This window comes from Faecalibacterium prausnitzii (genome assembly GCF_019967995.1).
GTDB classification, from domain to species: domain Bacteria; phylum Bacillota; class Clostridia; order Oscillospirales; family Ruminococcaceae; genus Faecalibacterium; species Faecalibacterium prausnitzii_E.
Genome location: NZ_CP065377.1, coordinates 1,670,866 through 1,694,671 on the forward strand (window position 1 = coordinate 1,670,866; position 23,806 = coordinate 1,694,671).

Consider the following 23,806-nt stretch of genomic DNA (forward strand, 5'->3'; position numbering starts at 1 on the left):
CCGCGCGCACTGCTGTTTGTGGTGGCCGGCCTCCCAGCCGGAGAAGTAAGAACACTTCCTTTTATAATATACCTCTTTCCGAGGACGATTTGCAAGCAAAAATTCCAAATTCAGGTTAAACTTTCTGTTGCCGCGGCTCCGTATTGCGAAATTCTGCACCGTTTGTGCGTCCCTTACGCCCCATTTTCTGAAACATTCTTTTTTCAGCAGGCCCTTCCCCTCTTGATTTTCAGCCCCCGTCTGCTTACAATGGAGGCGGAGATGAAACAGCATCTCCCCTGCCCCACTGCGGGGGCAGGCCGGGTGGAATTTAAGAAGGAAGGTTTTTGTTATGCTCAAGACCATTGGATTTTTAGGCTGCGGCAACATGGGCGGGGCCATTGCCCGCGCGGTGTGCAAAGCAGCAGACCCACAGAACGTGTATCTGGCCAACCGCACCGCTGCCAAGGCGGAGAAGCTGGCCGCCGAACTGGGCTGCAATACCACGATCAACGACGAGGTGGCAGGCCGGTGCGACCTCATCTTCCTCGCGGTCAAGCCGCAGATGATGGAGGCTCTGCTGACCCCGCTGAAGTTCACGCTGGCCGAGCGGCCGGGCCGGTTCGTCCTGTGCAGCATGGCGGCGGGCCTGCCCATTTCCCGCATTCAGGAACTGGCCGGTGAGGACTACCCCGTCATCCGCATCATGCCCAACACCCCGGCTTCCGTGGGCGAAGGGATGATCCAGTATTGTTCCAGCCATGTCACCGCCGAAGAAGAGGCCGAATTCTGCAAGCTGATGGCCCCCGCCGGGCGGCTCGACCCGGTGCCGGAAACCCTGATCGACGCGGCCAGCTGCATTTCCGGCTGCGGCCCGGCCTGGGTGTACCAGTTCATCGAAGCACTGGCCGACGGCGGCGTGGCCTGCGGCCTGCCCCGCGCCAAGGCGCAGGAATATGCCGCCCAGATGGTGCTGGGCAGTGCCAAGCTCGTTCTGGAGAGCGGCAAGCACCCCGGCGCGCTGAAGGATGCTGTGTGCAGCCCCGGCGGCAGCACCATTCAGGGCGTCCGTGTATTGGAAGAGCAGGGGTTCCGTGGTGCCGTGATGGACGCCGTCCTCGCCGCTTACGATCGGACAAAAGAGATGGGAAAGGGTTAAGGATATGCGAATCGTCGTCAAAGTCGGCACTTCCACGCTGGCGCACTCCACCGGGCGGCTGAACATCCGCCACACCGAAGATCTGGTCAAGGTACTCAGCGACCTGAAGAACGCCGGGCACGAGGTCATCCTCGTCTCCTCCGGTGCCATCGGCATGGGCGTGGGCAAGCTCTCGCTCCCCCAGCGCCCCAAAGATATGGCCACCAAGCAGGCCTGCGCCGCCGTGGGCCAGTGCGAGCTGATGTACACCTACGATCGGCTGTTCACAGCTTACAACCACAACGTGGCCCAGGTGCTGCTGACCGGTGTGGACGTTGAGGATACCGGTCGGCGGCAGAACGTGGAAAACACCCTGAACCGCCTGCTGGAGCTGGGTGCACTGCCCATCATCAACGAAAACGACACCGTAGCCACCGATGAGATCACCTCCATCGGCGACAACGACACTCTGGCCGCCATCGTCTGCCGCTGCATCCACGCCGACCTGCTGGTGCTGCTGAGCGACATCGACGGCCTGTACACCGCCAACCCCCACACCCACCCGGAGGCAAGGCTGCTCCCGCTGGTGGAGCGCATCACGCCGGAGATCCTGGCGCTGGCCGACGGAGTCGGTTCGTCGCTGGGGACCGGCGGCATGTCCACCAAGCTCCGCGCCGCCCAGCTGGTGACAGAACTTGGCGCAGACATGGTCATCGCCAACGGCTCCCACCCGGAGCTGCTGTACGACATTGCCGAGGGCAGACCGGTGGGCACCCGCTTTGCAGGCCGGAAGGAGGGCTGAACCATGACGACACAGGAAATTCTGGAAGCTGCACGCGCCGCGAAGTCTGCACTGGCGCTGGCGGACGAACAGACCCGCAAACAGGCGCTCTGGGCCATGGCAGACTGGCTGTGCCACCCCGACCAGATGCAGGCCATTCTGGCCGCCAACGCCGAGGACATGGCCGCCGCCAGAGGGCACATCTCCGACGTGATGCTCGACCGTCTGGCCCTGACGCCGGAGCGCATCGGTGCCATGGCGCGGGGCATTCTGGAAGTGGCCAGCCTGCCCGACCCGGTGGGCGCTGTGCTCAAGCGCATCGAGCGGCCCAACGGTCTGGTCATCGAAAAAACCGCCGTGCCCATGGGCGTCATCGCCATCATCTACGAGAGCCGCCCCAATGTGACCAGCGACGCCGCCGCCCTCGCCATCAAGAGCGGCAACGTCTGCGTCCTGCGCTGCGGCCGGGAGGCCTGGCGTTCGGCCCACGCCATCGTGGAGGCCCTGCGCCGCGGCCTGATGGAAAATGGTCTGCCGGAAGCCGCCGTCTCCCTCATCGAGGACACCACCCACGCCTCCGCCAACGCACTGATGACGGCCGTTGGTTTTGTGGACCTGCTCATTCCGCGCGGCGGGGCCGGGCTCATCCGGGCCTGTGTGGAGAATGCCAAGGTTCCCTGCATCCAGACCGGCACCGGCATCTGCCACGTCTTCGTCGATGACTCCGCCGACCAGGCTCAGGCGCTGGACATCATCGAAAACGCCAAGGCCAGCCGCCCCAGTGTCTGCAACGCCGAGGAAGTCTGCCTTGTGCATTCCGCCATTGCGGCGGAGTTTCTGCCCAAGCTGGCCCGACGTCTTGGCCCGGCCCGCGTGGCACGGGGCCTGCACCCGGTCGAACTGCGGCTGGACGAGCGGGCGGCAGCTGTCATTGACGGCACCCCCGCCGGGCCGAAGGATTTCGACACCGAATTTCTCGACTACATTCTAGCCGTCAAGGTCGTGGACAGCGTGGAAGAAGCCATCGGCCACATTGCCGAGCACTCCACCGGCCACAGCGAGGCCATCCTGACCCGGAACGAGGCCCATGCCACCCTCTTCACAGCAGCCGTGGACAGTGCAGCGGTCTATGTCAACTGCTCCACCCGCTTCACCGACGGCGGCGAGTTCGGCCTGGGCTGTGAGATGGGCATCTCCACCCAGAAGCTCCACGCCCGCGGCCCGATGGGGCTGCAGGAGCTGTGCAGCTATAAGTACATCATCCATGGAGATGGGCAGGTGCGGTGAGGGAAATAAACCTCTCAGTCATCGCTTCGCGATGCCATTTGTACATTTGTTTTCTCCCATGGACTGTTTTTTTATCAAAAACAGTTTCGTTCGATGGTTCGAATGTGTCTTTCGTCTTTGTCGATGGTTGCATCCAAGTTTTTGCCGTTCTCCACAAAACAAAAGTCGTACTTTCGGGTAGAAAATCGTAGAAAAGACGATTTTTCTCTTGACAAAGCCCATTTTGGCGCGGTACAACTAGAATGGAAAGTTTGGAACAAATGCTGTGGGTTGAATGTTTCAAATTTGAAATTGTACGCTCGGTGAATCCAATCCAAAAAAGTGTTCGTCCGCAACCAGACATTGAGACAAAGGAGAGTGTGAATTATGACCATCGCGATCCTCGCACATGATTCCCGCAAAGAACTCGCGCTTCAGTTCTGCACCGCGTACAGCGGCATTCTTTCCCGCAACACGGTCATCGCCACCGGCACCACCGGTCGTATGCTGAACCAGGCCACCGGCCTGCCAGTCCATTGCTACCTCTCCGGGCGGCTGGGCGGCATCCAGCAGATCACGGCGCGCGTCGCCTGCGACGAAGTCGATCTGGTGCTGTTCTTCCGCGACCCGCTCAAGACGGACAGCGGTAACTTCATCGAGCAGAACCTGCTCCGCCTGTGTGACATGCACAGTGTACCCATCGCCACCAACATTGCAACCGCCGAAGTATTGCTGCGCGGTCTGGATCAGGGCGACCTGGACTACCGCGAGGGGATGCACCCCGCTCTTGTGGAGCCGGTCGTTCCGGTTTCCCGCGCCGTGTGCTGAGGCAGACCGGCTTTTTGATTTGTGTATAGAGGGAAAAAACAGCGCCGCAGAGGGCTTCGAACCTTCTGCGGCGCTGCTTTTTTGAATTTGATTTCCGGGGAAATCCGCCTTACTCCAGACCGGCCATCTGCTTGACGGCCTTCATGGCGAAGGTCAGGGTGCGGCCCATGGCCACGCCTGCCATCAGGCAGGGGTAGTTGTTGGCAAAGAAGCTGCCGGACATATCGCCGGTGATGTACAGGCCGGGCATGGGCTTATTGTCGTTGTCCAGAGCCTGCCCCTTCTCGTTGATGGCAATGCCCTGCTCGGTGGTCAGCAGAGAGGCACCCAGCCAGCAGCCATAGAACGGAGCCTTGCGGATCGCGCTCAGGCGGTATGCGGGCTTGCCGAAATCGGTATCCTCCTGGGCATCGTACAGCGCATTGTAGCGCTCGACGGTAGCGAGGAAGGTCTCCTTGGCGTCGCCGGTGAAGCCCAGCTTGTCGGCCAGCTCCTCGATGGTGTCGGCCTTGAAGAAGCAGCCTTCCGTTTCTGCATTCTCCATCTGCTTCTTGATATAGTCCTCGCCTGCGTTGCGGGTCTGTGCGGAGCAGCCGATGGTGTGGAAGCGCTTGACGTCTTCCAGAATGTTGGCGTCGCAGATCTGGGCATACACACGGCCCGGCTGGTGGGCAGCGGCATAGACGATGTCGTTGTAGGGGCAGCTTTCGTTGGCGAAGCGCTCACCGTTGCGGTTGACCTTCAGGAACGGCTGCGTGCCGGGGTTGTACTGCTTGATCTTGCCGGGGAACGCCTTGCCGCCAAACGCATTCTCACTGTCAACGTAGCCTCCATCCACGCCGGGAGCCACGATGCCGCGGTCGAACAGCATGGGGGCAGCTTCCTTGTCCAGATTTGCACCGGCCCAGACGGCGGCACGGATGCCGTAGCCCTTATCGGACGGAGAGTAGGAGCAGGCGGTGGTGACGGAGGTGCCCAGCGGGTCGAGCTGCTCCATCATGTAGGGGTTGCCGGGGAAGCCGCCGCAGGCCAGCAGAACGCCCTGATTGGCGTTGTAGCGGATGAAATGGTCGTCCTCGGTGCTCTGGGCGATGATGCCGGTGATGCGGCCGGAGGAATCCTTTTCAATTTTGGCGAGGCTGGTCTTGAAGTCGATGCCGTAGCCCAGCTCCTCGATGTACTGCTGCAGGGCCTCGTTGCGCTGCAGGCCGGAAGCGGACTCGCTGGCACGGTAGTTGTGCTCCTGCACCGGGTAGAGGTAATCGGTGTTGTGCTCGGCGTTCTCGGCAGGCCATTCCGCCTCATCGCCGGAGGTGAACTCGCATTCCCAGCCGAACTTGTCTTCCAGAATGCTGCGCATAAAATCGTGCATTGCAGCAGACTCATTGATCCAGGTCCTGACGACCCGCTGGTCGCACTTGCCGGAAGCATAGCGGGAGATCTCGCTCAGCAGCTTGGCCTTGTCGGTCGCAGGGGCACCGGCAGCCTTGGCGGCAGCGGAATCAATGGCACCGTACCAGTGGCGGGTATCCTGCACGGCCGCATTCTGCTCGATGATGCGGAAGTTCAGGCCGTTGGCGGCTGCATAAGCAGCAGCAAACATGCCGCCGTTGCCGGCACCGACGATGAGGATGTCGGTGTCCACGGTCTCGGTGATGGCAGCCTCGTCGATGTCCGGCTCCTTGCCCAGCCAGTCGGTCTCGTCGCCGGTAGGCAGCTGAACGCTGGACACGGTGGCTTCGCCCTTGGCCTGTGCAAAGCAGCTCTTGGCTGCCTTCATGACGGCATCGGAGGTCACGGTAGAACCGGACACGCCGTCGATCTCGGCAGAACCGGCAGCAAGCAGCTGCTCCTTGAGCTGGTCGGCTGCGGCGGCACCATAGGAAGCGGTCTCGCCGGAGGTATCGACGACCACGTTGGTGACAGCGCTGTCGGAGAAGGTCATGGTGACCTTGACGGTCGAGGAGATGCCCTCTGCCGTGCCCTCATAGGTGCCGGGGATGTAGGTGCCGGATGCGGCAGAAGCGGCGGTGGAGGAGGAGCTTGCAGAGTTGCAGGCAGCCAGAGCACCGGCCGTGACGCCGGACATGGCAGCAGCGGCAGCGATCTTCAAAAAGCCTTTGCGCGAGATCTTGTTCATTGCAGGGTTCCTTTCTTCTTTTCTTCGTGTGTTCTTCATTTGCCTTCCAATGCTTCTTCGGTCTGTGCAGTGTGTGCCTGCGCAGACTTCGTTCGATAATAATTTAACACAAAGTTTCGCCCCTGTCTTTTAAGATTTGTTAAGCATCTCCGCCGTTTCTCTGCTTTGGAACGTCGATTTTGCACTTCGTTTGTCAAATAACGGTCAAATTCAGGCAAAAAAATGCGCCCTCCGCTTAAGTTTCCTTAAACAATGGGCGCATTCCGCTTAACGATCCTTCAGGTTTGGGCGCGAGTCAAAGCTCCGGCTGGCCATCCGGCCGGAACACATACCCCTTCCCCCAGACATTTTTCAGGTAGATGGGCTTTGCCGGGTCCGGCTCGATCTTGCTGCGCAGATTGTGGATGTGCACCTGCACCGTGCGCACGTCGCCAAGGCTTTCCTTGCCCCAGATCTTCTGATACAGCTCGTTGGCCGTGAAGAACGTGTTGGGGTAGCGGACGAAAAGGGAGAGGATACGGAACTCCATGTCGGCCAGATGGATGCTCCGACCGTCCTTCTCGACGCAGTGGCTGTTGGAGTCCAGCGTAAAGGCCGCGCAGTGGTAGCCGTTGACGCTGGGCTCGGCGGCGTCCATCTGCACCCGGCGGATGTTCGCCATGATGCGGGCCAACAGCACCTTGTGGTTGTAAGGCTTGGCCAGAAAGTCGTCGCCGCCCAGCTCCAGCGCCCGGACCACCGTGTCGGTATCGTCCAGACAGGACGTAAAGATGATGGGGCAGTGATGCCAGCTCCGCAGCCGCTGGCACAGGTCCATGCCGTTGGTGTCCGGCAGAAGGATATCCATCAGGATGACATCGAAGTTCTCGCGGGCATGGCTCAGCGCCTCGCCGCCGGTCTCCGCACAGACCACTTCATAATTCTGCTGGCTGTTCAAAAAGTAACGGGTCGTGTCCCGGATCACAGGATCGTCCTCCACCAGAAGCACACGGATCATCCCTGTTTGCTCTCCCCTTTTTCGCAAAACTTTGCTATACTAGAGCTAGTATACCTTATTTTACGGGCTTTCTCAACTGTTTTTCCGGAAGTTCCGTTCGTTCGGGGGAGGTCAACTATGAAAACCAAACATCTTCTCACTGCACTGAGCGCGGTGGTGCTGGCGCTGGGCATCGCGCTGGCCGGTATCTGGTACAACGCCCAGCTTCCGCCGCTGGAACCAGGCACCGCCGCCAGCGGACAGGATTTCGAAGTCCTGTTTCAGGAATGGGCCGGGGCATTCCCGGACGAAGGCTCCGATGCGCGCATCATCCGCACGACCTTGCAGTGGATGGCCATCACGGTCTTCTGCACACTGGCGGCGACCGTGCTGGCACTGCACCACTACAAGCCGCAGCGGGAGCTTGGATATTTCCTGCTCTATCTCGTCATCCTCATCGCCTGGGCGGCTACGGTCATCCGCTTGCCGGAGCGGGGCAGCGGTATGGTGCTGTTTCTGCGGCGGGGGTATTTTTCCCTCACGGTGCTGGCCCCCATCTGGCTCAGTGCGGCGCTGACCGGCATGGCCCCCAGGACCAGACAGCAGAAGTCCCTCTCGCTGGCACTGACGGCCGGGTATGTTCTGCTCTCCCTCAGCACCTGCCCGCCGGTGCGGGCCATCGGGCTGCTGGGCGGCATGGCCTACTGCATCGGGCTGCTCATCGCGGCCTACTGCCGGGGAGACCGCGCGGTGCTGCTCCTTCTCTTCCCCTGTGCGGCAACGGTCGGCCTGCGGGTGCTGGTCATTCTGCCGGGGCTGGAGCTCCCCTTTTTCTCGGAGAGCATCCGCTTCTATGTGATGCGGTGTGCCCGCATCTACGATATCCCCTTCACCTTGGGCTGCATGACCTTCGTCTGCCGCCGGTTCGCGCTGCAATTCGACCGCACCGAGCAGCTGGCGCGGGAGCTGGACCAGCGCGTGGCCGACCGCACCCGCGCCCTGACCGAGGAGACCGAGGCCCGCAAGAGCATGATGCTGAACATCTTCCACGACCTGCGCAGTCCGCTGTTCGCGGTGTCCAGCGGGCTGGACACGCTGGAAGCGGCCCCGGAGGCCCTGCCTGCCCTCCTGCCCGCTTTGCAGCAGCGGATGCGCTTTCTGCGGCGGCTGACCGAAGATCTCTTCCTTGCGGCCAAGCTGGAACAGAAACAGGTCCTGCTGAACGAAGACTGCGTTTCCCTGAGCGAGGCCGCGCAGGCGGTCTGCGAGAACTGCCGGAGCGAAGCAGAGAACAAGGGCGTTGCCCTTTGCGCACAATTCGACGCCGAACTGCCCGTCTGGGGCGATGCGGTGCGGCTGCAGCAGATCTTGCAGAATCTGGTGACCAATGCCATCCACTACACTCCTTCGGGCGGCACCATCACCGTCCACAGCTGGGAGGCGGAGGGCTCTGCTCTCGTCTGTGTGCAGGACACCGGCTGCGGCATTGCCCCGGAAGACCAGGCCGCCGTATTTGACCGCTACTTCCACACCACGGCCAACACCAAGCACGACTCCACCGGCCTCGGCCTGACCATTGCGCAGGAGCTGGCCCGCTTACATCATGGCGAGATCCTGCTGGAAAGCGAAGTGGGCAAAGGCAGCTGCTTCACGTTAAAGCTGCCCCTGCTCGCAGATTGAACAAAAAATGCTCTGCCGGAAAAGGCAGAGCATTTTTTGCGGTTAAAGATCAGTTTATGCCAGCGGGTCCCACAGCTTCATGGGCAGAGGTTCCTGCGCCAGCAGGGCGCGCTGAGCATCGCTCAGCAGGCTCTTGCGGACGGTGACCTGATAGACGTTGGCCTGGAACCACTTCTCGCTGCCGATGTAGTAGCCCTTCTGGCCGGCCTCCTCGCCCCAGCTGTTCTCGATCTTCCAGCGGTTGGCGGTGCCGTTCTCGTCCAGATTGACGCCGCAGAACATCATGCAGTGGTTCATAGTGCTGTCGCGGGTGAGCAGACGCTCCGACTTGGTCATGCCAAAGGTCAGCCCGCCCAGCACCTCGCCGTACTGGAAGCAGTCGGGGTCCCAGTAGCCGTTGGCGCGGTCGCCGTCCGGGTGGCAGTCGCAGCTGAACATGACGCCCTCTCCGGCCTGCAGCTGGCGGATGGTCAGGTCTTCCAGCTCCTCCTGCGAGAGGTTGAGCCAGAACATGCCGTCCTCGACCACATCCCCCATAAACGGCTGGCAGTAGGTGCGGTTGACTGCGTGGATGGGCGACGCGATGATGACGGCATAGTCGTCGAAGTCGCTGCCGACGTACTTGTCGAGGAACTGCTTCGGGGTCAGGCCGCGGTCGCAGTGGTAGACCTTGTCGGTATCGGTGTACTCGAAATCGAAGGTCTTGGGCGGCTGGCCGTAGAGGATGCGCAGGGCATTGTAGACCTCTGCCAGCATCTCCTCGCGGCGGGCCGAGGGGTCCTTGCCTTCGCGGACAAGGGCGCGAAGCTCCAGCGCATCCTCGCGCAGCTTGCGGTTCAGGATGGGCAGGTACTTGGCCGTGCCGGTGGAGTGCACTGTCTCCGGCATCACCCAGGAGGGCACGACACCGTACTTTTTGATGAGGCTGACCGCCATATCCCACTGGCCGCCATCGGGCAGCGGGTTTCCCAGCAGGGTGAAGGTCTCGCGGTCGTCCAGTTCCTGCGCGGCAAAGTGAAGGATGTTCTCAAAGAAGAGGTTTGCCTTTTCCAGCTTGTCGTAGAAGGCCAGATAGGTGGGCGAGATGGAGAAATCCTCCAGTTTGCACTGCCGGATGACCCGCTCGCGCAGGACGTTCAGGGTGGAGAACATCCAGCAGCGGCCGCTCTGCTTCTGGTTGGTGATGTTGCTGGTCTGGACCAGAACGGAGAAATCCATCTGCAATTTGGCTGCGGCAGCGGGCACAAAGGCGGCATCCGGCAGAGCCGTGCGGGAGATGGCATTGGACATCACCTGCAGCTCCGGGCGGGCCGCATAGCCCTGCTCAAAACGTGCCAGCATTTCAGAGTCAATGGGAGTTACCTTGTTCATTGGTTTCACACTTTCTTCTTTTACCGCCCGGCCCGCTGCGCCCATGGAACGAAGCAGGCCGGAATCGTTACGTCAACGTTCTCCAAAGTAAGCGTTCTGCACGGCCAGCAGCACCCCGGCGCGGCTGGCTGCAAAGTTCAGGCCGCCCTGCAGATAGCAGGTGTAGGGCTCCCGCAGCGGGCCGTCGCAGGAAAGCTCGATGGTGCTGCCCTGCGTAAAGCTGCCGCTGGCCATGATGACCTCATCGGTATAGCCCGGTTCCGGCGAAGGTTCCGGGGCCGCATAGCTGTCCACCGGGCTGGCCGCCTGCACACCGCGGCAGAAGCCGATGAGGGCATCCGCCGTACCGGCGTCGAAGCAGGTCACGATGTCGTTGTGGTCCTCGCAGTAGCGCGGGATGGGCGTCTTGCCCGCCAGTTCCAGCAGGCACTGCGCATAAATGGCCGTCTTTATGGCCTCACACACGACGCCGGGCGCATAGTAGAAGCCCAGATACAGATCGCGGGGGGTATCCAGTGTGCAGCCCAGCTCCTTGCCGAGACCGGGTGCGTTCAGGCGGTAGGCGCAGAGTTCCACAAGATCTTTGCGGCCTGCGATGTAGCCGCCGGTTGGGGCGATGCCGCCGCCGGGGTTCTTGATGAGGCTGCCCACCACGAGGTCGGCACCGGCCTGGCAGGGTTCTTCCGTCTGGGTGAACTCGCCGTAGCAGTTGTCCACAAAGACGATGATCTCCGGGTTGGCGGCGCGGGCGGTGTCGGCGATCTTCCGGATGGTGGCCAGATCGAACGCATTCCGCTGCAGATAGCCCCGGCTGCGCTGGATGTGGCAGACCTTGGCCCCCGGTGCCTTTTGGGCGATGAGGTCATAATCCGGGGTGAAATCCGCTTTCAGCGGGGCTTCGTCGTACTTCACGCCGTAGTCCATCAGAGTGCCGGTGCCCTTGCCCTTGCCGTCCAGACCGATGACGCCTTCCAGCGTATCGTAGGGGCGGCCGGTGGCAGCCAGCAGGGTGTCCCCTGCCCGCAGCAGGCCGAACAGGGCCACAGCCAGCGTATGGGTGCCGCTCTGGAACTGGCTGCGGACGAGGGCATCCTCGGCCCCCATCACTTCCGCAAAGATCTGCTCCAGCTTGGCGCGGCCGGTATCCCACAGGCCGTAACCGGTGGTGCCCAGCATATCGGTGGAGGACATCTGGGTGTCCGCAAAGGCTTTCAGCATCTTGAGCTGGTTGAAATCGCGGATCTCCTCCATGTGCCGGAAATAGGGCTGGCAGAGTTCCATGGCCTGTTCATCCAGAGCCAGGGCTTCGGGTTTGAAATCAAAAAAATGGCTTAACATTGACATATTCGATCCTTTGGGTTTCTTATTATTTTTTACGTGGAGATATCCCCGACGATTTTACTTTGCGGGCGCTTCATAGCGCGCATACTCGCCCAGTTTTTCGAAGCCGAGGCGGGTATAGAAGTGCACCCGTTCGGGGGCGCAGAGGAAAACAGGCTGGAAGCCTTCTGCCGAGAGTTCGTTCGCCAGCCGGACGATGAGCCGCCCGCCGATGCCCCGGCCCCGCAGAGGTTCGGCCGTTTCCCCGCAGGCCATGTAGGCCTGGCCGTTGGCAAGGGCATAGGCCCCGACGGTGCAGGCAAGCGTCTCCCCCTGCCACAGCGCCCAGACGCGGGCCCTGCCCCGGCTGCGCTTGGTGCACAGCTCGGAGTAAAAGTCATCCTGCCGGGCAGGCCGGGCCGGGAAAAGCGCCTCTGCCACCGGGCGGGCCGGAGGGTCCCGGTCAAAGGTCAGCGAGGCCCAGAGCGCGTTGTCGGCCTCTGGCTCCGGAAGCTGCCGTCCCGGCGTCAGGCCGAAGATGGTGTGGGGTCTTGCACGGGTCCACCCGGCGGGCGGGGCCGCCTCGGCTTCGTCCAGCACAACGGCGCCGCACCCGCAGAAGGTCAGGAACCCGGCCAGCTCTTCGGGGTTGGCGTGGCCTGCCATCCAGGCCGTGCTGCCGCCGATGTCCAGCGCCAGCGTAGGTCCGGCAAAAAAGCGGCCCGGCTGGCTCTTGCCCAGCAGCTCCAGCGCCAGCGGCATCGTGGCACCCAGGCAGAGTTTGCCCCGGCAGGCGTTGTAAAAGCGCAGTTTTGCGCGGGGTGTCGTGGCCTGTCGGATCATTTCAGTTCGTTGACGATCTTCTTGAACTCGCGGCCGCGCACCTCGAAGTTGGGGTACAGGTCGAAGGATGCGCTGGCCGGAGACAGAATGATGATATCGCCGGGCTGTGCGGCGGCGCGGGCCAGCTCGACGGCATGCTGCATGGTGTCGGCATGCTGGATGGTCAGGCCGGACGCTGCAAAGTCCGGATGCTCGCAGACGGCCTTCTCGATGCGGGGGCCGGTGGCACCCATCAGCACAAGGTTCTTGACGTGCGCAATGACCTCCGGGGCCAGCGGCTCATAGGGGATGTGCTTGTCGTAGCCGCCTGCAATGAGGATGACCTTCTGGTCAAAGCTGCGCAGGCCCGCGATGGTGCGGGTGGGGCTGGTGCCGATGGAGTCGTTGTAGTAGGTCACGCCGTCCAGCACACGGACCGGCTCGATGCGGTGCTCCACGCCGGTGAAGGTGCTGCCCACCTTCTGGATGGCCTCAACGGGCACTTCGCCCCAGACGGCGGCGGCAGCGGCCAGCAGATTCTCGATGTTGTGCAGGCCGCGCAATTTGATGTCCTTCTGGGCCAGGAACGGGGTCACGACGCCGTCCTCGGCCATGCAGAGCATCCCATCCCCGCGCAGGAACGCGCCGTTGTCGGTGTCGTGCAGGCGGGTGAACCAGACCTGTTTGCCCTTGCAGTCGGGCACCATGCTGCGGGTGATGTCGTTCTCATAGCCCAGCACTTCGCGGCAGGGCGGCACCTGATGGAGCAGGATGTTCCGCTTGGCGTCGATGTACTCCTGCATATCCTTGTGGTGGTCCAGATGGTTCGGGGTCACGTTGGTGACGACCGCGATCTTCGGGCTCTTGCGCATACTGATGAGCTGGAAGCTGGACAGCTCCACGACCGCCACATCCTCCGGGGCAACGTCCGGCAGCATGGGCAGCAGGGCTGCGCCGATGTTGCCGCCCAGATGCACCTTGCGGCCCGCAGCCTCGTAGAACTTGGAGATGAGGGTGGTGGTGGTGGTCTTGCCGTCAGAGCCGGTCACGCCCACGATCTCACAGGGGCAGTAGTCAAAGAAAAGCTCGACCTCGCTCGTGACCAGCGTACCTGCGGCGATGGCGTCCTGCAGCGGCTTCTGGTAATATTCAAAGCCGGGGGTGCGCAGGATGATGTCCTGGCCCTGGAAGCCGTCCATATAGTGCTCGCCCAGGCTCAGGTCGATGCCCAGACGGCGGATGGTCTCGGCGTAGCTGCCAAAGTCGTCCACGCTGTTCTTTTTATCGCAGAGGGTGACATGCGCACCCAGGCCCACGAACTCCTCGATCAGGGTCTTGTGGCTGACGCCCGCACCGATGAATGCGACCTTTTTGCCCTTGACCAGCTCTGCGAGCTGCTGCTGTTCTTTCTGCATAAAAACAGAACCTCCTCTATAAAGTGTTTCTGTAACAAGCTCTTGCTGCTCTTCATTCTACACCTTTTCCGCACAATACGCAACGCCCAACCCGCACAGACCGCAAAAATGCACCGAAAGGTCATCGAAATTCACAAAAAGATAATTGTCTTTTTCGACGCTTTCCGTTATACTGGACGTATCCATCATCATCTGCAAGGAGCGCTTTTTTTGAAACACCGTTTCCGCCTGGCCGCCGCGGTTCTGACGGCCCTTCTATTCCTGACCCTGACCGGCTGCGGTTCAGGCTCCAACAGCTTTACCTGGTTCGTGGACACCATCCCCGCGAACCTTGACCCGCAGGTGGCTTCGGCTGCGTCGGACGTCATCGCCTGCGAGAACCTTTACAGCGGCCTTGTCCGCAAAGACCCGGACGGCCAGCTGGAACCTGCCCTGTGCGAACGGTGGGAGGTCTCCGCCGACCGGAAGACCTATACCTTTTATCTGAAGGACGGCCTGACCTACACGGCTGCCAAGGGCACGGCTGCAGACTGCGCCATCACGGCGGAGGATTTCGTCTTCGCCTTCCGGCGGATGTTCCGCGCTGCCACGAACTCCCCCTACGCCGTGGAGTTTTCGGCCCTTGAGAACAGCGCCGAAGTATTGGCCGGGCAATTGCCGGAAAGCGCCCTCGGTGTTTCGGCCAGCGGGCCGCTGACGCTGGTGTTCCGCCTGAGCAGCCCGGACGAGAATTTTCTCTCCAAGCTGACGCTGCCCGGCGCGATGCCCTGCGACGAGGCGTTTTTCAACTCCACCCGCGGCACCTACGGCCTCACCGCCAAGACCACCCTTTCCAGCGGGCCGTTCTACCTCTACAACTGGACGTCCGGCGGCTTGTTCCTGCGGCGGGAGCCTTCCGGCACCTGCATCGACAGCCTGCGCCTGGTCCAGAACACCAACAACGCCGACCAGTCGGCCATTGAGCTCATCAACAGCGAAAAGTGCTCGGCTGCGGTGGACGACACCGGCAGCACCACCTCGCTGTCCTCCATCTCCTACTCCGACACCACCTGGAGCCTGCTGTTCAACTGCAATACGATCTTTTCCTCCACCGAGCTGCGGCAGGCGCTGGCCGGGGTGGCGCGGGACGCCGCCGAGGTGCCCTCCACCGAGCTGTTTGCCACAGCGGACAGCCTCATCCCCGCCGGGCTGAATGTAGACGGCATGAACTACCGCGACACCGTGGGAGACGTCTCCCCCGCCGCCGTGGATGTCAAGGCGCTCTACCTTGCCGCGCGGCAGGGCATGGCAAACTCCGACTTCAATAAAATCACCCTGATGCTCCCCGCCGGGTGCGGCCTGAACGAGGCCGCCGAGACCATCAACGGGGCCTGGCAGAAGGAGCTTTCCCTCTTCTTCTCCATCGAGGAGGTGGACGAGGAGACCTTCCGCAAGCGCCTGGCCGAGGGAGATTATACCATCGCGCTGGCCCCCGTCAGCGCTGAGAGCGGCAGCGTATACAACACGCTGGCCCAGTTCACCCCCGCAGGCGGCGGGCTGACCGGCTATTCCAACGCCTTGTACGCCACCCAGCTGGAAGCCAGCACCCATGCCAACGGTTCCACCCGCTGCCGCCTGCTGGGCGAATGCGAACGCCAGCTGCTCAGCGACTGCGTCGTGGTCCCCCTCTTCTCCCAGCAGAAGCGTCTGCTGATCGCTTCGGGCGTCAAAAACCTCATCTTTGACCCCTTTGGCCCGGTGCTCGACCTGACGTATGCCACAAAGGAATAAAAACGCAAGGCCCCCTGTGCGAACGGCACAGAGGGTCTTGTTGTTTCTTCAGGTTTTGATGCCGAACAACCGGCGCAGGATCCCGCGCAGACACTTCGGGCTTTTGATGACGACGACCTGCATCCAACTCCCGCCTTTCGTTGTGTGATACCACAGTATAAGCGGCAGCGGCGCAAAACGTGCATGGATCAGCGCAGGATGGGCGTATCCGGCAGGGTCTCAACCACGACCAGCGCCCCCTTGCGGGTGGAGATGGTGATGCAATCCGAGCCTTCGGCGTACTCGTTGCTGACGCCCAGCGGATACCCTGCCGTGAGGACGGCATCCGTCAGCTCATAGTAGGAGCCGCGCTCACAGACGCCCTCGGCCCGGCCCTCCAGCGGGAAGACGGATACATAGAAGAACTCCGCCTTCGGGTAGGTGCGCTCCTCGCCGGGGCGGACGAAGGTGATGCGGCTGCGCTCATCTTGCAGCGTGGCGCGCACGCCCCGCTGCTCCAGCCCCAGACCAGTGCAGAGGTTCGCAAGGGTGTGTTCCAGCCGTCTGCCGCCCAGCGCGCCCAGCAGCAGCACCTCGGAGCAGCCTTTTTCGGAGGCAAGTTTCGCCGCATATTCGGTGTCGGTGTCGTCCTTGACATGGGGCAGGACGATGACGTCATCCTGCTGCTCCGGGCAGGGCGCGGTGTCAAAGTCGCCGACGATGATGTCCGGTTTGCAGCCCAGCGGCGCACAGTTGCGGTAGCCCGCGTCGCAGGCGATGATGAGATCATCGGGCCGCAGCAGGCGCTTCAGTTCCGGCGAGACCGGGCAGGCAGATATGATCACACAGCGTGACATAAGTTTCCTCTCTTTACTCGAAGAAAGCTCCCCCGGCCGGAGGAGCTTTCTCTGGTTTGCAATGCAGCGGTCAGAACTTCGGCCGCTGCCAGTCCTTGACGTCCTTGACTTCGTCGTACATGGCGCAATAGCTGTCGTACCGGGTCTGGGAGAGCCGGCCCTCGGCCAGTGCCGCGCGGACGGCGCAGCCCTTTTCCGTGCGGTGGGAGCAGCCCGTGAACTGGCATGCACCAAGATACGGCCCGAACTCCGGGAACGCATGTTCCAGGTTCTCCTTCGGGATGAACCCGGCGCGGTTGGCTTCCAGGCTGGCGAAGCCGGGCGTGTCGGCGATGCGGCCGCCGAACGCCTCAAAGATGGTCACCTCGCGGGTAGTATGGCGGCCGCGGCCCAGTTTCTGGCTGATGGCGCTGGTCTCCCGCTCAGCCTCCGGCAGCAGGGCGTTCAGCAGCGTGGACTTGCCCACGCCGGAGTTGCCGCAGAAGGCGCAGAGCCGCCCGGCGATCCACTGCTTCACTTCGTCCAGACCCTCGCCGGTGTCGTAGTGGATGGCGATGAAGGGCAGGGTCGAACGCTCGTATGCCTTGCGGAGGAACTCCGCCTCGCCGAGGTCTGCCTTGGTGCAGACGATGACCGGCTGGACGCCCTTGTCCACCGCGATGGCCGACAGCTTATCCAGCACGAGGGTGCTGGGGGTGGGCTGGGTAGTGCTGGCCACGAGGAACAGCACATCCAGATTGGCCACCGGCGGGCGGACGAAGACGTTTTTGCGAGGCGCGATCTCCGCGATGACGGAAGCGCCGTTCTCGGTCTCCACCGTCACCTCGTCGCCCGCCACGGGGGTGATCTTCTGTTTGCGGAAGATGCCGCGCGGCTTGCACTCGATGATGCCCGCTTCGGTCCGGACGTAGTAGAAGCCGCCGATGCCTTTTACAATATAACCGTTCATGGCTCCTCCGTTACGACAGCAGCGCGCTCCACCAGTCGCTCAGGCTGGTGCCGGAGCTGGAACCGGAAGAGTCGCTGGAGGAGGAAGAGCTGCCGCCGCCCACAAGGCCGCTCCACCAGTCGCCGCCGGAGCTGCTGGCGCTGGAGCTGCCGCTCTCCGAGGTGCTGCCGGGCTCCTCGGCCGGGGTCTCCGGCACAGGTTCGGGCCCTGCGCTGACGGTCACGCTGACGCGGCTGTTCACCTTGACGGTGGAACCGGCGGCAGGGTTCTGCCCGATGATGGTACCGGCAGGCTTGTCGCTGTACTGCTCGGTGGTGCTGCCCAGGCCCAGCTTGTTCTGCACCAGCAGGGTGCGGGCATCGTTCACATTGGACAGGCCCACCAGAGACGGCACCTTGGCCGTGGTGCTGACCTGCGGGCGGCTCACATAGACCACAACGGTGGAGCCCACCGCCACCTGGCTGCCGGCGGCAGGGTCGGTGCGGATGATGGAGCCTGCCGCCACGGTGTCGTCCACGGCCTGGGTGATCAGCACCGAGACGCCGAGGCTCTTGAGCTGCTGTTCTCCATCGGCCTGCAGATAGTTGGTCACATCCGGCACGGTGACGTACTGGATGCCGAGGCTGATGGTCAGGGTCACGCTCTGCCCCTCGCGGACAGTGCGGCCCGCCACCGGCGACTGTCGGTAAACGTATCCGGCGGCATAGTCGTTGCTGTACGACTGCTCCCAATTGACGGTGATCTGGCCGGAGGAGACCTGCGGCTGGGCGTTCGCCTCATCCTGGGTCATGCCGCTGTAATCGGCCAGCACGATGTCGGCCTTTTCGCTCATCAGGGTGCTGGAATCGTTGAGGATGGTCCAGCACAGCGCCATGCAGGCCAGCGCGAACGCAACGGTGATGCCGAACAGCACCGGCAGGAAGATGGGCTTTTTCTTTTTGCTTTTGCGGGTCTTTTTCGGTTCCGGGGCTTCTTTTTTGGTTTTCACGGGGTGCTCCACCACCTTTTCAGGAATTTCATCGGGGAGATAGGTGTAATTGAACACGATGGACGGGTCTTCCACGTAGGCGTTCAGTGCCCCCAGCATCTCGGCGGCGCTGGCGTAGCGGTTTTCGGGCCGCTTTGCCATGGCGCGTTCGGTGATCTCCACCAGGCCGTGGGGCACGGTGGGGGCCAGCTCCTGCAGGCTCTTGGGCTTGTCGGTGATCTGCTTGATGGCCACCTCCACCACATCGTCGGCGTCAAACGGCAGATGCCCCGAAAGCATCTCGTACATCATGACGCCCACCGAATAGATGTCGCTGGTGAAATCGGTCTCGTCGCCCTTGGCCTGTTCCGGGCTGATATAATGGACGCTGCCCATCGCCTTGCCGCCGGAAAGCTGGTTCTCGGCGCGGGAGATGCGGGCAATGCCGAAGTCCATCATCCGCAGCTGGCCGTTGTCCAGCAGCATGATGTTCTGGGGCTTGATGTCCCGGTGCACCACGCCGTTGCGGTGGGCATGATCCAGTGCCTTGAGGATCTGGGAGATGAAATGCACCGTCTCCCGGCTGGTCAGCCTGCCGCCGCGCTCGTTGAGGTACTCCCGCAGCGTCATGCCGTCCACGTATTCCATCACGATATATTGCAGCTTCTCGCTGACCGAGACATCGTACACCTTGACGATGTTGGGGTGGTTGAGCAGCGAGATGGCCTTGGATTCGTTCTTGAAGCGGCGGACGAGGTCGGGATCGTGCATGAGTTCCTGCCGCAGCACCTTGACGGCTACGACCGTGCCCTCCGGCACCGGCCCGCCCGGCCCCACGACCGCCTTGTAGACGTTGGCCATGCCGCCGGTGCCGATCAGCTCCCGGACGGTGTACAGGCCATCAAGGGTCTTGCCGATCAGATTATCCATGCTCCACCTCCGTCGGCTCCACGGCCAGCAGCAGCGCCGTGATGTTATCCGAGCCGCCGTGGGCGTTGGCTGCCTCGATAAGGCGGTCGGGCAGGTCGTAGAACGTCCCCTGCGCCAGCAGCTCTTCCATCTCCTCCACCGGCACCATGTTGGTCAGGCCGTCGGTGCAGAGCAGCAACCGGTCTTCCCGCTTGAGCTTCGCGGCGGTGAACTCCGGCTCCAGCCGGTAATCCACGCCCAGAGCCCTTGTAATGATGTTCTTCTGGGGGTGATGCTCGGCTTCCTCCTCGGTGATGGTGCCGCAGTCCACGAGTTCCTGCACGTAGGAGTGGTCGTGGGTGAGCTGGGTCAGCTTCCTGTCCCGGATGAGGTAGGCGCGGGAGTCGCCTGCATGGCAGAGGTAGACATTGCCGCTACGCACCAGTGCGCAGACTGCCGTGGTGCCCATACCGGCCAGCGCTTCTTCATGCGCGGCCTTCTGGAACACGAAGCGGTTGGCGTAGAGGAGTGCTTTTTTCAGAAACGGCTCCTCCTGCCCTGCCCCGCACTGGGCGTATTGCTCCTGAAAGAAATTCTCGATGACATTGCACGCCCCCTGCGAGGCTTCGCGGCCGCCCTTTGCGCCGCCCATGCCGTCGCAGACCAGCGCCCACACCGCGCCGCCGGGCAGCTCCCCGGCCCGATAATCGTCCTGGTTCTCCTGACGGACACGGCCGACATCTGTTTTTCCTGCAAGTTTCATAGGATTCTCCTTTTGTCAGGCTTTGCCGTTCATCTCGTCGCGGCGCAGCTGGCCGCAGGCGGCGCTGATCTCGCTGCCCAGACGGCGGCGGACCGTGGCGTTGACGCCGAGGCTCTCCAGCTTCTGCTGGAACCGGCGGACGTTGGCGGCATCGGTGGCGGAGTAGGGGCTGCCGTCCACCGGGTTGATGGGGATGAGGTTGACATGTGCGCCCATGCCCCGGATGAGGTTTGCCAGCTGCTTTGCGCAGGCATCGGAATCGTTGACGCCGCGCACCATCGAATACTCGAAGCTGACTCGTCGGCCCGTGGTGTCCTGATAGCGGCGGACCGCCTGCATCAGCTGCTCCACGGGGTAGGCATCGTTCACGGGCATCATGCCGCTGCGGATCTCATTGTTGGGCGCATGGAGCGAGACGGAAAGGGTGAGCTGCAGCTTTTTCTCGGCCAGCTGGTCGATCTTCGGCACCAGACCGCAGGTGGAAAGGCTGATGTTCCGCATCCCGATGTTGACGCCTTCGGGCGAGGTGATATTCTCAAGGAATCGCATCACTTCGTCGAAATTGTCCAGCGGCTCGCCAATGCCCATGAGCACGATGTGGGAGATGCGCTCCCCGATGTCCTTCTGCGCGGTGTAGATCTCGGAGCAGATCTCACCGGCTTCCAGGTTGCGGACGCGGCCCGCCTGAGTGGACGCGCAAAAGCGGCAGCCCATCCGGCAGCCCACCTGCGTGGAGACGCAGACCGTGTTGCCGTAGTGGTAGCGCATGACGACCGTTTCGATGCAGTTGCCGTCGGCCATCCGCAGCAGGTACTTGACCGTGCCGTCCTTGGCCTCCTGGCGGCGCTCGATCTGCGGGGCCGCGATGTAGAAATGTTCCTCCAGCGTCGCCAGCAGGGTCTTGGGCTGGTCGGTCATGGCGGAAAACTCCGTGACCAGCTTCTGGTGGACCCAGTGGAAAATCTGCTTGGCCCGGAAACCGGGCTGGCCCAGCGCCTTGAGCTCTGCGGCCAGTTGTTCCAGCGTCAGGGAGGAAATGCAGCGTTTTTGTTCCATGGTGTTCTCCTATTGATACGATTCAGGCGGCCGCCTCATTGCGCTTTTTGCATCGCACAGAGGAAAAAGCCGTCCATCCCGGTGCGGGTAGGCACCGAAAGGGCTCCGTGCTCCCCCACCGTCATCCCGGCCGGGAACGGCACTTCTGGCGTCACGACGGAAAATTCCGGGTGGCGGGCCAGGAAGGCCGCCACCTGCTCTTCGTTTTCGGCCGGGTCGATGGTGCAGGTGGAGTAGACCAGCCGCCCGCCCGCCTTGAGCAGAGAGGCCGCTGTGTCCAGAATGGCCGACTGGGTGGCCAATAATTCATCGTGGCGGGCCTTGTCCAGCGTTTTGTAGCGGATATCCGGCTTTTTGGCCAGGATGCCCAGGCCGCTGCAGGGGGCGTCCACAAGGATGCGGTCGGCCTGGGGCAGGCTGGGGTTCTGCCGGGTGGCATCGTTGCAGAGGGTTTCGACATTGGCAAAGCCCATCCGCTCCACTGCCGTGCGGATGAGGCGGACGCGGTTCTCGGCTGCATCGCAGCTGACGAGACGGCCGGTCCCCTGCATTTCCTCGGCCAGCAGGAGCGTCTTGCCGCCGGGGGCCGCGCAGAGGTCCAGCACCGTTTCGCCGGGCTTTGCCTCCACGCAGAGCGCCGCCAACTGGCTGGCCTGCCCTTCGACGTGGTAGTATCCCTGCCGGAACCACGCATTCTCGGCAGGGCTTCCCTCAAATGCGGCCAGCACACTGCCCGGCACAAGGCCCGGCTCAGCCGCTGCACCCAGCGCCGCCAGCTTTTCGCAGAGGGTGGCGGCATCGGCCTTGAGCGGGTTGACCCGCAGGCTGGTCCTGCCGCCGTCAGCCGCATAGGTCAGGATGCCCAGCGCCTCGTCCGGGTAATGGATGCGGAGGAAATCCGCCACATCCTTCCCGGCAGAACCAAGCACCATCAGCCGCTCGGTCTCATTCCGGAACCGGGCGGTGCTCAGGTCGTAGGTGCAGGCGCGGCGCAGCACGGCATTGACCAGCCCCGCTGCGCTGGATTTTCGGAACGCACGGGTCAGCTTGACCGCCTCATTGACGGCCGCCGATGCGGGCACCTGCATATACCGGGCCTGGGCCAGAGCGGAGCGTAAAATCTCCCGGACGGGAGCGTCCAGCCTGGCAAGGCCCTTGGGCAGGAACTGGCCGAGCATATAGTCCAGTGTGCCCCGGTGTTCCAGCACCGTGTAAAAAATGGCGCTGGCAAACGCTTTGTCGCGGCCTTCGAGCTGCTGACGCTTCAGTTCGGCATCCAGGACGAGGTTGGAAAAGCCGTCCTGCTCCTGCTTCACCAGCGCCGAGACCGCCGCCGCGCGGGGATTCGGCCCGCTCACAGGCAGTCCCCCGCTTTGAGCCGCAGACCTGCTGCAAACGAGGTGCCGTCCATGGGCTTCTTGCCCTCCGGCACCACATGCAGCAGCTGGATGGCACCCTCAGCGCAGGCCACGGTCAGGGGCCGGGTCGCCAGTACCGTGCCGGGCGCTTCGCCGTGGGAAGACACCGCGCGGCACTCGGTCACCTTGACCTTTTTGCCACCGGAGGTGGTGAACCAGGCCATGGGCCAGGGGTTCATGCCGCGCACCCAGTCGTGGATGTGGGCGGCGGAGTCGGTGAGCCGGAACTCGGCCAGCTCCTTGTCGAGCATGGGCGCGAGGGTCGCATGGGCGTGATCCTGCGGCTGGGGCCGGAGGGTGCCTGCCGCGATCTGCGGGATGGTCTCGCAGAGGACGCGGGCACCGACTGCCGTCACCCGGTCGAACAGTTCGCCGCTGGTCTCTTCGGGGCCGATGGCCATCTTCTCACAGACCAGAACATCGCCGGTGTCCAGCCCTTCGTCCATCTGCATGATGGAAACTCCCGTCTCGGTGTCGCCGTTCAGGACGGCCCACTGCACCGGGGCACTGCCGCGGTACTTCGGCAGCAGCGAAACATGCAGGTTGATGCAGCCATACCTGGGGGCCTGGAGCACACTGGCGGGCAGGATGCACCCATAGGCCACCACCACGATCAGTTCCGGGGCCAGCGCCTGGATGTTGGCATCCTCGCCGCCGTCCCGCAGGGTGCGGGGCTGGAAGACCGGTGTGCCGTGCTCCAGCGCCACTTCCTTGACCGGGGGTGCGGTGAGCACCTGCTTGCGGCCCACCGGCTTGTCGCGGCGGGTGTATACGCCGCAGATGTCATGCCCGGCGGCATACAGAGCCTTCAGGCACTCGGCGGCAATGTCCGGTGTGCCCATGAACAGAATGCGCATTACTTGTTTCCTTTCGCTTCGCGGGCAGCCTTTTTGCCCTCTTCGGTGTCCTCATAGAAATACTCGCTGGACTGCATGATGGTGATGCCGTCCAGATGGTCGTTCTCGTGCTGGATGCAGCGGGCCAGCAGACCCTCGGCCTCCAGCTCGAACCAGTTGCCGTTGCGGTCCTGTGCGCGGACTTTGACAGCGGCCGGGCGGGTCACTGCGCCGTTGTGGCCGGGGAAGGACAGGCAGCCCTCGTAGGCGGTCTCCTCATCCTCGGACACCGCGAGGATCTCCGGGTTCACGAAGTCGATGAACTTGTACTCGTAATCTGCGGGGATTTCCTCCGGGGCGTCGGTGGTATCCCACACGACGAACAGGCGGCGCAGCATCCCCACCTGCGGGCCGGCCAGACCCACGCCGTCGGCGTCGATCATGGTCTCGCGCATGTCGTCCAGCAGAGTCGCCAGACGGTCATCAAAATTGGTCACCGGGCGGCAGACCTTGTTCAGGATGGGGTCGCCCTCTTTCACGATGTTGCGGATAGCCATAGTTGGTACCTCCAAATCAGTTGTTTGTA

Annotated in this window: 20 protein-coding genes; 6 read left to right on the top strand and 14 right to left on the bottom strand. The window is 62.7% G+C overall.

From position 1 onward, the window contains the following. Positions 1 to 331 precede the first annotated feature (331 nt). The 4 genes from proC to I5P96_RS08455 all read left to right on the top strand — a co-directional run bounded on the left by proC (position 332) and on the right by I5P96_RS08455 (position 3,992). Positions 332 to 1,138 carry a pyrroline-5-carboxylate reductase gene (gene proC, locus I5P96_RS08440; protein ID WP_223381603.1) on the top strand — a complete coding sequence of 269 codons (807 nt, stop codon included), beginning with the start codon at positions 332 to 334 and terminating at the stop codon, positions 1,136 to 1,138. Positions 1,139 to 1,142: 4 nt separating this feature from the next. Next, positions 1,143 to 1,919: a glutamate 5-kinase gene (gene proB, locus I5P96_RS08445; protein WP_223381605.1), complete on the top strand. Its 777-nt coding sequence runs from the start codon at positions 1,143 to 1,145 to the stop codon at positions 1,917 to 1,919. Between the two features lie 3 nt (positions 1,920 to 1,922). After that, positions 1,923 to 3,185: a glutamate-5-semialdehyde dehydrogenase gene (locus tag I5P96_RS08450; protein WP_223381607.1), complete on the top strand. Its 1,263-nt coding sequence runs from the start codon at positions 1,923 to 1,925 to the stop codon at positions 3,183 to 3,185. A gap of 366 nt (positions 3,186 to 3,551) precedes the next feature. Further along, positions 3,552 to 3,992, top strand: coding sequence for a methylglyoxal synthase (locus tag I5P96_RS08455; protein ID WP_097792120.1), 441 nt, complete (start codon positions 3,552 to 3,554; stop codon positions 3,990 to 3,992). A gap of 109 nt (positions 3,993 to 4,101) precedes the next feature. Here I5P96_RS08455 and I5P96_RS08460 read toward each other — a convergent pair whose 3' ends face one another. Together I5P96_RS08460 and I5P96_RS08465 are read right to left on the bottom strand one after the other, a co-directional pair. Continuing rightward, a complete protein-coding gene (locus tag I5P96_RS08460; protein ID WP_097792119.1) occupies positions 4,102 to 6,132 on the bottom strand; it encodes an FAD-binding protein in 2,031 nt (676 codons plus the stop codon). A gap of 295 nt (positions 6,133 to 6,427) precedes the next feature. Continuing rightward, the gene (locus tag I5P96_RS08465) at positions 6,428 to 7,129 is read right to left on the bottom strand and encodes a response regulator transcription factor (protein ID WP_097792118.1); all 702 of its coding nucleotides are present in this window, start codon (positions 7,127 to 7,129) and stop codon (positions 6,428 to 6,430) included. Between the two features lie 117 nt (positions 7,130 to 7,246). Between I5P96_RS08465 and I5P96_RS08470 the strand changes: the two genes are divergently transcribed. Next, positions 7,247 to 8,788 (top strand): sensor histidine kinase, encoded by a 1,542-nt coding sequence (locus I5P96_RS08470; RefSeq protein WP_223381609.1) that lies wholly within the window; start codon positions 7,247 to 7,249, stop codon positions 8,786 to 8,788. A 54-nt stretch (positions 8,789 to 8,842) separates the two neighbouring features. On the opposite strand, the gene I5P96_RS08475 is transcribed toward I5P96_RS08470, so the two are convergent. The 4 genes from I5P96_RS08475 to murD form a co-directional block, all read right to left on the bottom strand. Then, complete coding sequence (locus I5P96_RS08475; protein ID WP_223381611.1) at positions 8,843 to 10,159, bottom strand: aminopeptidase C; 1,317 nt, start codon at positions 10,157 to 10,159, stop codon at positions 8,843 to 8,845. 72 nt (positions 10,160 to 10,231) lie between these two features. After that, positions 10,232 to 11,497, bottom strand: coding sequence for an aminotransferase class I/II-fold pyridoxal phosphate-dependent enzyme (locus tag I5P96_RS08480; RefSeq protein ID WP_223381613.1), 1,266 nt, complete (start codon positions 11,495 to 11,497; stop codon positions 10,232 to 10,234). Between the two features lie 60 nt (positions 11,498 to 11,557). Then, complete coding sequence (locus I5P96_RS08485; protein ID WP_223381615.1) at positions 11,558 to 12,322, bottom strand: GNAT family N-acetyltransferase; 765 nt, start codon at positions 12,320 to 12,322, stop codon at positions 11,558 to 11,560. Beyond that, on the bottom strand, positions 12,319 to 13,716 hold the full coding sequence (gene murD / locus I5P96_RS08490; protein ID WP_223381617.1) for a UDP-N-acetylmuramoyl-L-alanine--D-glutamate ligase: 1,398 nt from the start codon (positions 13,714 to 13,716) through the stop codon (positions 12,319 to 12,321). Before murD ends, I5P96_RS08485 begins: the two co-directional genes overlap by 4 nt. Before the next feature lie 210 nt (positions 13,717 to 13,926). Between murD and I5P96_RS08495 the strand changes: the two genes are divergently transcribed. Continuing rightward, positions 13,927 to 15,486: a peptide ABC transporter substrate-binding protein gene (locus I5P96_RS08495; RefSeq protein ID WP_223381619.1), complete on the top strand. Its 1,560-nt coding sequence runs from the start codon at positions 13,927 to 13,929 to the stop codon at positions 15,484 to 15,486. A 188-nt stretch (positions 15,487 to 15,674) separates the two neighbouring features. Here the strand turns inward: I5P96_RS08495 and I5P96_RS08500 are convergent, their stop codons facing one another. From I5P96_RS08500 to def, 8 genes are all read right to left on the bottom strand, one after another. Next, positions 15,675 to 16,322: a thiamine diphosphokinase gene (locus I5P96_RS08500; RefSeq protein ID WP_223381621.1), complete on the bottom strand. Its 648-nt coding sequence runs from the start codon at positions 16,320 to 16,322 to the stop codon at positions 15,675 to 15,677. Between the two features lie 70 nt (positions 16,323 to 16,392). After that, a complete protein-coding gene (rsgA, locus tag I5P96_RS08505) occupies positions 16,393 to 17,271 on the bottom strand; it encodes a ribosome small subunit-dependent GTPase A (RefSeq protein WP_223381624.1) in 879 nt (292 codons plus the stop codon). Positions 17,272 to 17,281: 10 nt separating this feature from the next. After that, complete coding sequence (gene pknB / locus I5P96_RS08510) at positions 17,282 to 19,168, bottom strand: Stk1 family PASTA domain-containing Ser/Thr kinase (protein WP_223381626.1); 1,887 nt, start codon at positions 19,166 to 19,168, stop codon at positions 17,282 to 17,284. Beyond that, on the bottom strand, positions 19,161 to 19,910 hold the full coding sequence (locus I5P96_RS08515; RefSeq protein ID WP_223381627.1) for a Stp1/IreP family PP2C-type Ser/Thr phosphatase: 750 nt from the start codon (positions 19,908 to 19,910) through the stop codon (positions 19,161 to 19,163). Before I5P96_RS08515 ends, pknB begins: the two co-directional genes overlap by 8 nt. A 15-nt stretch (positions 19,911 to 19,925) precedes the next feature. Beyond that, positions 19,926 to 20,966 carry a 23S rRNA (adenine(2503)-C(2))-methyltransferase RlmN gene (rlmN, locus tag I5P96_RS08520; protein ID WP_118553102.1) on the bottom strand — a complete coding sequence of 347 codons (1,041 nt, stop codon included), beginning with the start codon at positions 20,964 to 20,966 and terminating at the stop codon, positions 19,926 to 19,928. A gap of 35 nt (positions 20,967 to 21,001) precedes the next feature. Then, positions 21,002 to 22,324: a 16S rRNA (cytosine(967)-C(5))-methyltransferase RsmB gene (gene rsmB, locus I5P96_RS08525; protein WP_207685314.1), complete on the bottom strand. Its 1,323-nt coding sequence runs from the start codon at positions 22,322 to 22,324 to the stop codon at positions 21,002 to 21,004. Further along, positions 22,321 to 23,241, bottom strand: a complete 921-nt coding sequence (gene fmt, locus I5P96_RS08530) for a methionyl-tRNA formyltransferase (RefSeq protein WP_223381629.1) — start codon at positions 23,239 to 23,241, stop codon at positions 22,321 to 22,323. Before fmt ends, rsmB begins: the two co-directional genes overlap by 4 nt. Beyond that, entirely contained in the window at positions 23,241 to 23,777 is a 537-nt protein-coding gene (gene def, locus I5P96_RS08535) for a peptide deformylase (protein WP_097792104.1), read from the bottom strand. The genes fmt and def overlap by 1 nt, the downstream gene beginning before the upstream one ends. Positions 23,778 to 23,806: the final 29 nt, after the last annotated feature.

Coding starts and splice junctions, on each gene's coding strand:
- proC (WP_223381603.1), top strand. CDS start 332: ATGCTCAAGACCATTGGATTTTTAGGCTGCGGCAACATGGGCGGGGCC.
- proB (WP_223381605.1), top strand. CDS start 1,143: ATGCGAATCGTCGTCAAAGTCGGCACTTCCACGCTGGCGCACTCCACC.
- I5P96_RS08450 (WP_223381607.1), top strand. CDS start 1,923: ATGACGACACAGGAAATTCTGGAAGCTGCACGCGCCGCGAAGTCTGCA.
- I5P96_RS08455 (WP_097792120.1), top strand. CDS start 3,552: ATGACCATCGCGATCCTCGCACATGATTCCCGCAAAGAACTCGCGCTT.
- I5P96_RS08460 (WP_097792119.1), bottom strand. CDS start 6,132: ATGAACAAGATCTCGCGCAAAGGCTTTTTGAAGATCGCTGCCGCTGCT.
- I5P96_RS08465 (WP_097792118.1), bottom strand. CDS start 7,129: ATGATCCGTGTGCTTCTGGTGGAGGACGATCCTGTGATCCGGGACACG.
- I5P96_RS08470 (WP_223381609.1), top strand. CDS start 7,247: ATGAAAACCAAACATCTTCTCACTGCACTGAGCGCGGTGGTGCTGGCG.
- I5P96_RS08475 (WP_223381611.1), bottom strand. CDS start 10,159: ATGAACAAGGTAACTCCCATTGACTCTGAAATGCTGGCACGTTTTGAG.
- I5P96_RS08480 (WP_223381613.1), bottom strand. CDS start 11,497: ATGTTAAGCCATTTTTTTGATTTCAAACCCGAAGCCCTGGCTCTGGAT.
- I5P96_RS08485 (WP_223381615.1), bottom strand. CDS start 12,322: ATGATCCGACAGGCCACGACACCCCGCGCAAAACTGCGCTTTTACAAC.
- murD (WP_223381617.1), bottom strand. CDS start 13,716: ATGCAGAAAGAACAGCAGCAGCTCGCAGAGCTGGTCAAGGGCAAAAAG.
- I5P96_RS08500 (WP_223381621.1), bottom strand. CDS start 16,322: ATGTCACGCTGTGTGATCATATCTGCCTGCCCGGTCTCGCCGGAACTG.
- rsgA (WP_223381624.1), bottom strand. CDS start 17,271: ATGAACGGTTATATTGTAAAAGGCATCGGCGGCTTCTACTACGTCCGG.
- pknB (WP_223381626.1), bottom strand. CDS start 19,168: ATGGATAATCTGATCGGCAAGACCCTTGATGGCCTGTACACCGTCCGG.
- I5P96_RS08515 (WP_223381627.1), bottom strand. CDS start 19,910: ATGAAACTTGCAGGAAAAACAGATGTCGGCCGTGTCCGTCAGGAGAAC.
- rlmN (WP_118553102.1), bottom strand. CDS start 20,966: ATGGAACAAAAACGCTGCATTTCCTCCCTGACGCTGGAACAACTGGCC.
- fmt (WP_223381629.1), bottom strand. CDS start 23,241: ATGCGCATTCTGTTCATGGGCACACCGGACATTGCCGCCGAGTGCCTG.
- def (WP_097792104.1), bottom strand. CDS start 23,777: ATGGCTATCCGCAACATCGTGAAAGAGGGCGACCCCATCCTGAACAAG.